The organism is Murdochiella vaginalis, assembly GCF_902381775.1.
GTDB lineage: Bacteria > Bacillota > Clostridia > Tissierellales > Peptoniphilaceae > Murdochiella > Murdochiella vaginalis.
Genome location: NZ_LR698969.1, coordinates 34,000 through 47,844, shown reverse-complemented (window position 1 = coordinate 47,844; position 13,845 = coordinate 34,000). Strand labels below are relative to the sequence as shown.

The window sequence follows — 13,845 nt, the reverse complement described above, 5'->3', positions numbered from 1 at the left end:
GAAAAGAAGATGGAGAGGTGAGAAAACTATTGTTATTCCTCCTCTTTTAGTAACGCTTGAAAGGCTTTAGGTTTAAAGTTTAAGGACTCGCCGTCTTCGTTCTTAGAAATTGAAACTATATTAACTTTCTCCAAGGAACACGCAATTTTTAACTGATCAGCGTCTTGAATTTTCGGCTTCTTATTATCAAAAACATTGGCCAGACTTCTTACCTTATCAATTCTCTCAATTCTAGTCCGTATTTTATGAGGTTCATAAGCCTTTGTGATAATATGCTCCAGAACATCTATTTTCCTCGCTTCATTTAGTGCACTTGCAGAGAGTAAATCATCAATATATTTGCTAGTCCACAGGTGTCCTTTTGTTTGCTCGAAAAAAGTATCATTGGCAAGGAGACTCAAAAACTCTGGCCATAGATCTAGTGTGGATGCTGTTTCAATAATAAGCGGTATATCTTTCTCACAGAAGGCGTTGCTGAGTATATATCTTCGCATGAATGGCGTGGCGTTAGGTATTTTGAACAGAGATATCTTCATCCCTGTCTGCTGTAATAAAACAGTCAGATTATTGTCACTCAAGCTTCGTTTGTCAATAAGTAGCGTTATTTGACTTTGTGTCAGAATTTGTATGAGATTATTGTTTTGTAAGAACGCGAGGAAATTATCTTTCTGACAATCCACATATGATAGGAAAAGGCCATTATCTTCATGCTTCACAATAGTATTGAAGTTTTGTAGCGTTAGCTTCAATTTATTATTTTGAATCAAAGTGAGAACCCGATTTATCGGCATCTCAGAACTCAAAAGTTCAATACTGGTGTTGGATTGTTGTAGGGCATCATTAAAGGAATTCTCGACGATAGTTGGCCTATTAAGCAATTTGTTTGCCAACCCTGTCGGCAATTTCATATGATTGTTGTCTATATAAAATTGATTAAGCATATTTTCCATGGTCGGAGTGTAATTGTATTTTTCCCAATACGTCAGGATGTTTTCCGGTGTAATAAGAACCAACTTTTGCTGAATCATTAGATCCCACAATGAGGCATCAATGATGTTTTTTAGTTGAATTACAGTTGCCTTTACGCAAGCAATCAGTTCATGTTTTAGTTTCTCTGCAAGGATGCTATTCAGCATCTCCTGCATGGGTTTATCGGAAAGCTCGGCCTTTGTTTTATAGTTTTGAATATCATCAATATATGCCTGAATCAGAGAATCCGGAGAAGAAAGAACCTCTGCACGATATAGCTCATATAAAGGATTATCTAGTAATTCATTTAAGAACATCACCCTGATTTCATGCTTTTCCAATTGTCGGATAATGCTCATAAGGTGTGCTAAATTACGATAATTCATTACAACCAAGGCTTTTTGAGCAAGGGTTTCCGCGATCTTCTTTTTGATATCAAGACCGTCGATATCAATGAAGCGGATGCCTTCTTTTTCTAATCCATCTAAGAATTTGGCTGTTATGTCCAATCCTTCCATTGTAAGTATATCACTATTTGATTCAATAAATGCAGTTAGCTCAGGTACATTATTTTTTATCAATTCCGGATGTTCATAGAGAATTATGCAGATGCGATAATTAAGCAATGTATTTTTATGCTCAGTTGAAATGATGGCCAAAATTGTGTCAATAAAAACGGGAAACAAGCAGAGAATAAGCTTGGTTAATGAGGATGGGTCTAAAGCAGATAGGTATGACAGAATATCTGTTTCGTTCTTATTCTTGAGTGCCGTGTTAATGATTTTGGACAGTGCATCACCCTTGTTATTACCACGCAGAAAATCAATTAGCTCGTGATTAAATGTTTCCGAACGAAAATAATCGTTTGGTTTTAATCTTTCCGCGACAAGCGCCGGATTGTCCAAATGGAAATGTGCGTCAAGTGAAGCCCTCTCGAGTAAGGATCTTAAGAAAATGGAATCATTCGAGCCAAGAGAATTCTTATAAAAAACGCCCTTATAATCCGGATAAGCTTCATCAATGAGCCCTTCTAGAAGCAAAAAACGTATGAGGTTAAAATAATGATCACTTATAATTGGCTCTTCACCGCCATTAGTAATATTCACAGTTTGCGTTGTGAAAAATTCTTCCAGTTTCCCAATTGATTTTATCCTTAACAATTCAGAAAGATACATATTCGCGACCTGTGATTTTTGAACTTCAAGAGAATTGATTTCTTCTTGCAGGTTTTCAACTTGATCCAGAATTGGTCTAGAGTCATGTCTTTCCCAGCGAATTTTGAACTTTTCATCTTTCTGGGATAAGTAATCAATGAACTGATTGAAGTCACAAGAATACCCTCTGTCATTCAGAATAACAGAGGCATGTTGTGTAGGCGCTTTTATCCAATCACTAAGAATCTCTGATACTGTATTACCACTAGTTGTAAATTGCGGCTGTATTTGGAAATGCAAAGGCAAATACATACAAATAAGTTGAGCTTCATTGCGTGGGATTGACTCTTTCTTGTTTGTTTGACGCAACTGCAGTTCCTTGATGGCGTTTTCAATCTCTTCGACCTGTTTAGCACGTTCGTTTTGTATCTTAGAAAACAGAGAATATATATATCCGGTATCCTGCTGTAGACGACTGAACTCCTTAGGGAAAACATTTTTTAGGACTACAAGCGCCAGTAACTTATCGGGTTTCAGTCTTCTTCCTTTTAGATCAATTACTTGTCGGTAGATCTCGTATTCGTTTCGTATGCTCAATAGTAAGCGCATATCGTCAATGTATAACGATAAGGCTTCTAACGTCTCTCTTGATGGCAGAGATGCAGTTTCCGTTTCATCGTTCTGAAAAAGTTCTAGCATCTTCCCTTTGGAATTATGCGAATCAATAGCTGGAATAATAGGAAGAATAAAGTCGAAAAACTTTGTTCTGTCTTTCGATTCCAAAAGGTCGTCTCGAAGCATATAAACGAAGCGAATAGGTTTTCCATTTGTTGCCTTGACCTGTGCATTGACAAGGTAATTTAACTCTCTCAATTTAACGAATAAATTGACATCCTTGAAACGGTCTAAATCCTCAAAAACGATGGTTTGTACTTGTCCGGCAATAATCAGATAAACAAGCTCTTGCATGTTATTATTTAACACATCATCTTTTTCAGGAGCACCGATTTCGGCTTCTAAACCCTTGAAATTGATTTTTCCATGCTGGAATGGTAATTGTTTCATCAGTCGAATAGAAAAAAACACTAATGGAAGCAGCATAAGTATTGCCGATATAACTCGATAAAATAACACCCAATGGGTTGTAGAGAAAGCGATTGGGAATGACGCAAATACGTCCTTTGCAAAATACAATAACATACCGCCAATTGCAAATGCTAATACCATTAGTGCGAGCAAGAGTTTTTCACAATGCGCTTCCGGCATTTTTACAGCATATTTGCTACGGGATATTTTCTTCGGGTCAAGCTGAAATAAAAGCTGGTTGATAATTTGCTTTTCGATCGCTGCTTGGTTCTGATCTTGAGACGCGATTTGTGTGCTTTCTTCCTGTTCAAATGCAGCAAGGGATATGGTAACTGTATTACCGACATTGGACTTTCGTTCAATGGCCACACTGGAGTCGTCTTGAAGATATGTTTTCCAAAAACTGCTTTTCCCAGCGCCATAGATTCCAGTTATTGCTATGTTATGGATCTTTGAATTCTGAAACGCTTGATCCATAGCTGTAGCATATGACTGAAATTTTTCGTCACGCTCAACTACGCCGGGAAGTAAGGCCTTGTATTTAAACTCTTTATAATTAGTCTCAGTCATAACTTTTCCCCACTGTAATAAGAATATTCGTCAGCCTTTCAACCATTAAATAATCGTGAACCCGCTCTTTAGAAAGGTATCTTCATCCACAGAAACGATTTCTGGTAAACCGTCTCTTTGAAAGGCAACAGATATGTCCTTCTTATTAACTCTAACAACACATCCAACACGGCCAGTATGCTTTTCTTTCACCCTGGATCCAAAATATATTCCATAAGGGAACTTCCATTGCCTATCACTGTTAATCAAATAATGCCCTGGGCTCTCAGCGACCAATAGCTCACCCTCAACACTATGTGCATCTGTAGGATATTTAACAGCATAATCTATGTATTCTTTCCAAGCAGGAGCCTCCATCCAATCTCGTTTCCGAGCGCAGAGATCAATCAAGCTTACTAAGCTCCCCGGATGTGCCTGCCCAGTTGAAAACATATTTATGAAATATGACCTGTACTGGGCCAAAGTAAACGGAACAATATTCAAACGTTGTTGTTCGTCACCCTTTGCATACCAGACTCCATGGCGGAAAGTCTCAGCCGTATTAGTGTCAATTTTTACCGCGATGAACATGCCATAGACTGGCTTGTCATAATTCAGAACTGCATCAGAGACATGCCGTCGTACAGGTTCACCTTCCATGGCTTCTTGCCTGGATGAAGTAGACATTGTAACTTCAGTTAGAATAGTAAAATCATTGAATTCACAGTAGAGATCACCCTTACCGCCTCCGGCAGCTGAGACAGGCAAATAGTCAGAGTCCAGTTTGAATCCGCGCACCTCGTAGGGCTTGTTCAGCAAGTGATCTATTGCAAGGGCAGCACGCCAAAGCGTCCATTCCAGATAGGCCGGCGTTTCATCTTTGGGTACTTCAATGATGTTATCTTCGTCATATTCAATTTTTCCGCCACCTTTTATCAGCAAGGACATGTAATCGGCAATTTCACGCCATTGATCTTTTTGCTCGGCAGCGTATGTCAGCTCATCAGTTTTTGAAAGCGTGTCTTCTAGTCTTTGACGAGCAATGTTGATTTGAGTTGTTGTTTCCAGTGGTAAATCAGAAATATCAAATAGAATGTGCCGTTCCTTCATCTGTTTCATCAAGTCCTGAAGAATGGCCATGGCAGTCTCGGCATGGTCAGACGGAAGTGGAGCGCCAGTGCACAACTCAAAAAGCGCATTTTTCAGAGTAATATTTCCTGGCACACTTTTAGCAAGCTGTTCAACCAATAGATGCTTTGACGGAACAATGACTAAACCTCGTCCCTTTCTCTGCAGAACACCCGTAATACGTAGATAACGCATGTTCATATCAGAATAGTCAAGGAAATTCTCTGGCTTTTTATCATAATGTTTACTGCGCTCTGCAATTTCTTTCTTGTCAAAAGTTCTTTTAGCAGGAGCCTTAGATCTTCTTTCACGCAGGTCCAGAATCTGATCGACGACCCAATTGACATCATAAAGAGGATTGGTTGTATGCCCCCAGAGAGCAAATTCAATGCGTTGCATCTCGGATGTTCCCGTGCGTTTTTCCAGTTCCAACATGATTGCTAATATCCATCTTAGAGGCGAAAACAATCCCGAATGATCTGGAAGTTCAAACTGCTCGACACTCATCGCTCGCAAATAACATTCTTGGACAGCGGGAAACGTATCGGCTTGTAGAAATGATCTTCCAAAAGGCGTAAGTTCATCCAGTGTGCCCAGTTCCGACTGTTCAAAACCATCACTCTTTTTTATTTGAGGATAGATGAACCCATGTTTGGCAAACATTAGTCTCCATTTTCGAGCATGGCTTCCGGAGGAATCTTTGCCGGCCACATTTTGAATAATTCCTTTTTCATTAAGAAGGTTCATAAAACCAACTTCATTTTCTCGTCCACGTAGATTACCTACATACGACGATTCAGCAAAAATCCTTAATCCTTCTTGAATACGATTAGGACTTCTTAACCCGGTATTGCCTACAAGCCAAATTGAAATATTCTCGTCCATATTTCTCCTCAGTTAAACGCGACAAATAGGTATTCCTGGACTCGATTCCTGTTGGTTTTTACATCCTTCTGGTTCCCAAATGAATACGTATAATCTATGGGAATAACCTCGACATGATTCTTATGTTTAGCCAATAAGGCAACCATTTCATCCTTCGTGGGCAGGCTATTCGATGAATACGAGACGATTAAAATACTGTCTTTGTATTTCTTAAACAGCCGATCAAAAGCATCCGCTGCGCCTGTCTTAGTGGAAAAAGGCGTAGGATATGACTTGAATTTTTTAGTTTGAGTATTTTCTTGTATCTTAACGCCTTCCCAGTCGCAGGCTAGACCTTCAACAAAGTGATAACGTCTTACATATTCATTGTCTGATAGCGGTGAATAGTACGGAGGATCTATATAGACTAAATCAGCTTGCTTCGTCCGAAGCTCCATTGCGTCTCCGCGTTTAGATTGGTTTTTCATCCCGTTATCAAATACGGCTTTATTCACCGCATTCACTGCATCAAGGAAATGGTTGCGCAGTGACTTTTTTAGATCTTTTCTGCCATCATCATATCGATGTCCGGTATACGTAAAAATACCGCGCGGTCTTTTTTTTGTGCATGCTCTAATCAGTGCAGCCAGAGCAATGGCTTGTTTGAACGGATCATCCATAGCCCAAATATTTGTACGAAGGACATCAATAAGATCATTGTCTTCATCAGAAAAATAGAGTCCAGCAAAAGTGTTGGAAACAAAGTGGTCATATTCTCCTGGACTATGCAAAAGCTGTTCAGCTTCTTCGTCGGACAACACTACTGAATTATTCTCGATCATGGCTTTGGCAAAAACGGCAGACATAGCCATATAATCATTGCTTAACACTTGTTTTCCTTGGGCTTTGAACATGTAACCTACAATACCTGAACCCGAAAACAGATCAATGACCGTCGTAAACTCAAAACGTGATGCAACGCCCCAGATTTCTTTTAACAGCTTCCTTTTAGAGCCCATGAACCGAGTTGTTGGGTATAATGCAACATTTTTGTCAAGTTCAACGCCATCAAATTTGATAATTGGCGGAATAGAAATGATGACATCTTCACCCTTCCGACTACTACCTTTACTTGAAATAAAGCGTTTTGTAGATAGAACTTCTATCGGATAATCTGAATAAAGCTCATGAACCAAGGGATGATTGGAATTTGTAAGGAGGGTATGACATCCCAAAGCGCGCAAATGCTCTATTTCTTGAGCTAATTCACGATGATCTTCTTCATAGAATTGTTCCTTTGTATATCTCTTAAAATCAGCATATTCAGAGACAGGTAAATATGGAGGATCTAGAAAGACGTAATCTCCTGGCTTTACATATTCACGCAAGACAACTTTATAATCACCGCATACAATTTGAGCTCGTTTCAGTAACGATGATGCCGCTCTTAATCCTGTTTCATCGCATATCGTTGGATTTTTGTATTTGCCATAGGGCACATTGAACTGTCCCTTCCGGTTAACTCGATATAGTCCATTAAAGCAAGTTCTATTCAAATAGATTGTCCGGGCTGCAGCCTCAGATTTGCTAAGCTTTTCCCAGTCTTGGTTTCTAACTTCATAAAACATCTCACTCGTATTTTGATATTGAGAAAGATACGAAATTACTTCATCAACTGAGTCAGCAACCTGTTGATAAACATTGATAATCTCCGGATTGCTATCTGCAATCACGGCATTTTCAGGTTGTAATGCAAAAAACAGCGCACCACCACCAAAAAAAGGCTCAATGTAGGTTCGGAATGATGCTGGTGTTTTAGGTAGCAAATCAGGAAGGAGTTGCGTCTTTCCGCCCGCCCATTTAAGGATTGGCTTAATGCGAACAGTTTTATCAATTTTTTTGCTCACAACGCTTCCTCCTCATCCTTGGAAATTTCCATAATGTCGCTTATATCGCAATCAAGTGCCGAACATATTTTGACTAAGACATCTGTGGTCAAGTTTTCGTTCTTTCCGAGCTTAGCCATTGATGCATGACTTATGCCAGCTGCTGCACAGAGATCTTTTTTCTTCATATCTTTATCAATCAAAATTTTCCAAAGCTTTTTATAGCTGATCGACATGTGAACTCCTCATCATTGATTGCTGAATATAATTCATTCTTCGCTGAATTCAATAAAACTATATCATATGTAAAAATGGCTCTCAACAAAAAAATAAGAGCGGTGCAGCCCGAAAGCCACACCGCCCTTTTCATCTTTCCTGTTCCTTGCTCCGTCCGCCGGACGGCGTATCCTGTTCCTCGGCCTTGAAGTCCGCAATCTGCTGTAAGATCGACGGCTTCTCCGTTGCCTCCGGCTCTTTAATCCGTTCATCCACGTCATAGGTGGACTCCAGATAGCCGCTGTCCTGAAAGGCGTTATCGTTCCGGTCGGGAATGCCATCGTTGTCCATATCTTTGGCCAGGAGATCTTCTACAAACCTAGCGTTCTCGTTCCGCCGAATCAGATCATTGAGCTGACTTTCTTCGATGTAGAGCAAGTCGCTGAAATCGGAGAGATCAATCTCGTCTTTCATGTTTCGCAGGGGGTTGATCTGTTCTTCGCCTTCGCGTACAAAACTTTCCACGACGACCGCCACCTCATCCACGTACTGCGTCCAGGTCTTATCTTCCAGATTGAGTTCGTACTGAATGCTGTGCCGGCCGTCTTCGGTTTCCGTATAGGCCAGGGCCACATGTTTCAAGTCCAGATAGAGAGTGTCAAACATGTCCACCGTGTTGTTTTCATCATATTCTCGGTTGCGAAATTCCATAATGGTACGCATGACATCTTCGAGCAGCGGAGAAGGATTCTTGAGTTCTTCCACTTCGCCCATATCAAGAAGTTTGTTGAGTTCGGCCAGGCGCAGCACCTTATCCTGCAGTTCTTCAGCCTTATCAAAGGGCTTTTGAAGCTCCTCCTTGGCGTTTTGCAGAGCATCGCGCGTGGCTTGTAGCTTCTCTTTCAGCGTCACTTCCTGCTCGGCGCGGCCCACATCGGCGAAATTCAAGCGAGTGTCTGGGACGAAGAAACGCTTGCAGAGTGTCAAAAAATGGGTATTCCTCTGTTGTAGGACGATGCACCTACAACTCGCTAGCAAGAAGGAGGGCCTATGAAAAAGCGGATTTGGATGGTATGGGGTTGTATCTTGTTGCTGATTCTGACGGCGTGCGGCGCCAAGGCCTCCCCCACGGAACAAGCCAAGTCAACTGTCGAAGGCTTCTTTCAGGCGTTTGCCAAGATGGATGCCAAGGAAATGGCCAAGTTCCTGCCAAAGGAGATGCGCGAAAAGCAGCAGAGCGCTGAAAAGGAAAGTTCAAGTTTGAACATGGACGATCCCAACGTGAAGAAGCAAGTGGATATGTACAAGTCGGTTTTTGCGAAGGTGCAAGCCGCTTACGTGAGTGGCGAGATCGAGAAAGGAAAGACGGAAGGAACGCTGACTTATAAGGTGACAGCCCCCAATATGATGGATCTTGCGTCCAAAATGATGAGCATTATCGGGCCGAATGGTCAGCCGGACTATTCGCAGTTAGATCTTTCCACCGTTAAGACGGACGAAACATCGCTTGATATCGACGTGAAATATGACGATGATCGCTGGGTAATTGCGGATCCGCAGACGCTCTTTATAAAAACCATGGGCGTTCAGGGAAATGCAACGGACATGATGCCGATGCAACCATAATCGGCGCAGTCTGCGAAAGAAGTTCGTGGAGTAAGGCAACGGCACCTTTGTAAACGATGTGAGACCAAAAACATAAGAGAGTTTCCTGTATTTAGCCCTATGGATGGCGGGCTAACCCGCCATCCATAGGGTACGTTTTTTCATGGGCATTAACCTTTCTTTGTTTGGCTGATACTTTTTATGTACAGGATTCTCTCTCCCCGCTCCGCAGCACCGAGTAATGACAAAAAGCTGTTCCCGTGCTACGCTACAATAAATTAGAAAAAATGACCAAATGGGCAGGAGAAGGAACGATGCATCACAAAGGCACACAAATCATTGAAACGCCGCGCTTAATCTTACGACCTTTTACCATGGATGACGCGGAGGCGATGTTTCGCAATTGGCATGCCGACGAAGAAGTCACGAAGTTTTTGACATGGCAAGCAGTGAAATCGGTGGAAGAAACCAAGGCGGTTTTACAGTCTTGGGTGACATCCTATGCAGATCCTTCTTTTTACCAATGGGCCATTGAGCTCAAAGAGCTTCAGGAAGGGATCGGCTCTCTTTCGGTTGTCGGAAAAGAGGAAAGGACCGACACGGTCCATATCGGCTATGCGATTGGGAAAAAGTGGTGGCACAAGGGAATTACGACCGAGGCCTTCCAAGCGATCATTCCCTTTTTATTTCAGGAAGTTGGGGCGAATCGCATTGAATCTCAACACGATCCGAATAATCCGCATTCCGGGCAAGTGATGAAAAAGTGCGGCTTGACCTATGAAGGGACGTTACGGCAGGCGGACAGAAGTAATCAGGGCATCGTGGATGCGGCCATTTACAGTTTATTGAGGGAAGAATGGGAGAAAAGGGGAAAATAACTATCGCTATTTTCGGATACTAGCCACCGGAACCAAATAGCAGTGAAACGAGTCTCCATACTGGTACAAGAAATTTTCCATCGTATCGATGCCTGGGAATAAAAATGCGAAGGAGGTGCAGCATGACCATCCCAAAGATTAATAAAGAAGACATCCAGAAGGCACTGGAGTATATCGATAAAAACGGTGTGCCGCAAAAAAACAGAAGCACAAAATATATCCTTGTTGCCGAGGATGGAAAAGAGTATCCACCAAAGTACGTAGTGGCGGTGGCGGACCATTTGGCAAACGGTCTTCCTATCTCCATTGATGCAATTAACAGTATTGATGTCAACAATTGGCTAAAGCATCGGGGTTTTACCATCGAGACAAAGCAGGAAAAATTTGAGCTAACGATTACTGCCGAGAGCATGGAATCGACGGATGAACGCTTTACGATCGATAATTTACATCTGGGCGACAACTATACACCGTTGGATGCCTATATGAAGAGGGCAAATGGCGAAATAATAAAAAGAGACTACCGAAAAAGCGAACAAAGAATTTCCAACCAAACCTTGCCGCGTATTGCTTTTCAGGTTTTCGAGAAGCAGATAGCCGCCTTATCCGTGGAGGAGAAAGAAAACTTTCCGGTCGTTAAATATGACCCGGAGAGTGAGGTAATTCGAGGTATCTATACAAGCTTTGAAGAATTCCTGAAGCACTTCAATTCGGATCGGCAATTTTCAAAATACAGTTACGATAACGGGCGTCAGTTCGTTATCTATTGCTGGAATGTGTTTTCCACGCTTTATTTCGTGCAGGAATGCCTGAAGCGCTTTGGGGAACCGGGGGATCGGTTTATTCTGACGTATCGTGAAAAAGAGAAGAAGGAAAGTGAAGCAGCGGAAGAGGAAGCAGCGGTTCGGGAAGACCTTGATCCGAAAAATAAGGGCTATCTTAATCCTTATTCGTCCATGCTGGTGGAATCCAAAAATTTGATTTTGAGAGGAGCGCCCGGCACCGGAAAAACCTATTTGGCCAAAGAGATTGCCGCCGATATTATTAGTGACGGCTATTTCCACGATTATACGCTTTTGACGGAGGAGCAGAAAAAGCAGGTGGCGTTTGTCCAATTCCATCCGAGCTATGACTACTCTGATTTTGTGGAAGGCTTGCGGCCCAAGATTAATGAAGACGGGACGATGGGCTTTGAATTGCAGGATGGTATTTTTAAAGCATTTGTTGCCGGTGCTCGTAAGAACTACGAGGATTCTCAAAAATCCGAAGAAGCGGTGGAAAACGAGGCTTCGGTGCAAGAGGCCATGAAGGCGTTTTTCGACAGTGTCGAGTTTGGTGTGGACACCTTTCAAACGATTAACGGCAATGTGTTCACCATTACCGATGTGGATGACCGACACATCTATGTGTATATTTCCGAGAACCCGTCGGTAAACCGCCTCACTTTAAATCTGGATATCCTTAAAAAGATGCTGGAATCCGGACAGGAATTCGAAAAAATAAAAGATATTACGGCATTTTTCAGCAAGACATTTGCCACGCAGGGCTATTCGTATATCTTTCCCCTTTATAAAGCCATCCGAGCGCAGAAGAATACAGCGGCAAAGGCACAAACAAAACCGGAAGAGTTAAAAAAATATATTTTCATCATCGATGAAATCAATCGCGGCGAAATTTCAAAAATATTTGGGGAACTGTTCTTTGCCATCGATCCCGGGTATCGTGGCAAAGCTGGAGAAATTGCTACGCAATATGCAAATCTGCACGCAGATCCGGATGAAAAATTCTATATTCCCGAAAATGTCTATATCATTGGTACGATGAACGATATTGACCGCTCGGTGGACAGCTTTGATTTTGCCATGCGCCGTCGTTTCCGCTTCGTAGAACTGAAAGCCCATGAAAATCTGGCGATGTTGGCAAAGCTGGAAGATGAGGAACTAGAGGCAGAAGCCATCCGGAGAATGACGGCACTGAATCACGAGATCGCCGGCGTTGAAGATTTGAATGAGAATTATCAAATTGGTGCCTCGTACTTCTTGAAGCTGAAAACCATTGATTTTGATAAACTTTGGACCGATTATCTGCAACCGCTCCTGCAGGATTACATTCAAGGGATGTACGATGAAGAGAGCGTTATGAAGCGCTTTGCCAAAGCTTATGGCTATCAGAATGCCCCCCGAGGTGATGAGGATGAAACTGATAAAGATCAAGGATAATGCGCAACAGAAAAAGGAATATTTTTCTTCCATCGGTAATTTGACCGAAAAAATTTCGGACAAAACGTTGGAACAGCTGGAGCGCGAAGGCATTTTTATTTATCCCCAAACCGTTAAGGAAGCGGAGGATATCACGACAGAGCAGATGATTCTCCAAAGCATCAACGCCTTTTATCGCTCCGGTAATGTTATGGGATTTCTCGGCTACGGCGATGAACGGCTCATTATCGAATCTCGTTTTTGTGGTGCGGGGGAGGATTATTTTTTACGTTATCTGTTAGATAGGGTGCTGTCCTTTCCGAATATCGTGAATTTGAAAGCGGATGCGGATTACGAGGATCGACTGTTCAATTTTTTGTTGTTTCTGTTTCCGCATTATCTCAAGCTCGCGATGCGAAAAGGCGTATTCAAGAAATACCGTTGTTACCGGTACAATGACGGCAATGTCAGAGGCACAATTGATGTGGCGCATCATATCCTCATTAACAGTCCGTTTGTCGGAAAGGTAGCCTACAGTCATCGTGAGTTTTCATACGACAATGCCCTGATGGAACTGGTGCGGCATGCCATCGAGTATATCAAAGGGAAACCTTACGGACAGAGGCTTCTTAATAAAGTAAAAGACGAGGTGAAGGTTATTATCGAAGCGACGCCGAGCTATGAACCGCTCAACAGGCGAAAAATAATTGCTCTCAACAAGAAGCATGCGGTTCGCCATGCATATTTTCGTGAGTATCTCGCGTTACAACGGTTATGCCTATTGATTTTGCAGCATCAAAAACACAAAATTGGAACCGGTATTAGGCAGCTTTATGGCATTCTCTTTGACGGCGCTTGGCTGTGGGAGGAATACGTGAATTTGCTCATTAAAGACGTGTTCTATCATCCGATGAATAAGAGAGGCACCGGGGCGCAAAGACTCTTTGATCGCAACCGGGGGATCATTTATCCGGATTTCATCAGTCGAAACTGTCGCCCCAGAGTCATTGCAGACGCTAAATATAAGATGATGGATACAATCGGCAATCGTGATTATTTGCAGGTGCTTGCCTATATGTTTCGTTTTGAGGCAAAAACAGGCTACTACCTCTATCCCGAAGCCGAAGGCTACGATGCTTCGACCATGAAGCTTAACCGCGGCTTGACGTATGAAGATAATGTCACGCCGCGTGAGGATATCTCGGTCACGAAATATGGTTTAAAAATTCCGACGAATGCCGAAGATTATGGCGAGTTTAGCGCGAGGCTGCAGGCGCAGGAACAGGAACTTATCAAAGTGTTTCATGCGTGA

General features: G+C 42.3%; 9 protein-coding genes. 4 read left to right on the top strand and 5 right to left on the bottom strand.

Annotation, left to right across the window (positions count from 1 at the left end; genetic code table 11):
- Window positions 1-32 precede the first annotated feature (32 nt).
- The 5 genes from FXY30_RS00190 to FXY30_RS00170 form a co-directional block, all read right to left on the bottom strand.
- Window positions 33-3,779 (bottom strand): YobI family P-loop NTPase, encoded by a 3,747-nt coding sequence (locus tag FXY30_RS00190; protein WP_071704832.1) that lies wholly within the window; start codon window positions 3,777-3,779, stop codon window positions 33-35.
- A 45-nt stretch (window positions 3,780-3,824) separates the two neighbouring features.
- Window positions 3,825-5,771 carry an AlwI family type II restriction endonuclease gene (locus FXY30_RS00185; protein WP_083428105.1) on the bottom strand — a complete coding sequence of 649 codons (1,947 nt, stop codon included), beginning with the start codon at window positions 5,769-5,771 and terminating at the stop codon, window positions 3,825-3,827.
- An 8-nt stretch (window positions 5,772-5,779) separates the two neighbouring features.
- Complete coding sequence (locus FXY30_RS00180; protein WP_071704831.1) at window positions 5,780-7,657, bottom strand: Dam family site-specific DNA-(adenine-N6)-methyltransferase; 1,878 nt, start codon at window positions 7,655-7,657, stop codon at window positions 5,780-5,782.
- Window positions 7,654-7,872 carry a helix-turn-helix domain-containing protein gene (locus FXY30_RS00175; RefSeq protein WP_071704830.1) on the bottom strand — a complete coding sequence of 73 codons (219 nt, stop codon included), beginning with the start codon at window positions 7,870-7,872 and terminating at the stop codon, window positions 7,654-7,656. The genes FXY30_RS00180 and FXY30_RS00175 overlap by 4 nt, the downstream gene beginning before the upstream one ends.
- Window positions 7,873-8,002: 130 nt before the next feature.
- A complete protein-coding gene (locus FXY30_RS00170) occupies window positions 8,003-8,800 on the bottom strand; it encodes a hypothetical protein (RefSeq protein ID WP_147659349.1) in 798 nt (265 codons plus the stop codon).
- A gap of 102 nt (window positions 8,801-8,902) precedes the next feature.
- Here FXY30_RS00170 and FXY30_RS00165 point away from each other — a divergent pair, with 102 nt between their 5' ends.
- The 4 genes from FXY30_RS00165 (at window position 8,903) to FXY30_RS00150 (ending at window position 13,845) form a co-directional block, all read left to right on the top strand.
- Window positions 8,903-9,478 carry a hypothetical protein gene (locus tag FXY30_RS00165; RefSeq protein WP_071704828.1) on the top strand — a complete coding sequence of 192 codons (576 nt, stop codon included), beginning with the start codon at window positions 8,903-8,905 and terminating at the stop codon, window positions 9,476-9,478.
- A 293-nt stretch (window positions 9,479-9,771) separates the two neighbouring features.
- Window positions 9,772-10,335: a GNAT family N-acetyltransferase gene (locus tag FXY30_RS00160; RefSeq protein ID WP_071704827.1), complete on the top strand. Its 564-nt coding sequence runs from the start codon at window positions 9,772-9,774 to the stop codon at window positions 10,333-10,335.
- A 122-nt stretch (window positions 10,336-10,457) separates the two neighbouring features.
- Window positions 10,458-12,554, top strand: coding sequence for an McrB family protein (locus FXY30_RS00155; protein ID WP_071704826.1), 2,097 nt, complete (start codon window positions 10,458-10,460; stop codon window positions 12,552-12,554).
- Window positions 12,529-13,845 carry a 5-methylcytosine restriction system specificity protein McrC gene (locus tag FXY30_RS00150; RefSeq protein ID WP_071704825.1) on the top strand — a complete coding sequence of 439 codons (1,317 nt, stop codon included), beginning with the start codon at window positions 12,529-12,531 and terminating at the stop codon, window positions 13,843-13,845. The genes FXY30_RS00155 and FXY30_RS00150 overlap by 26 nt, the downstream gene beginning before the upstream one ends.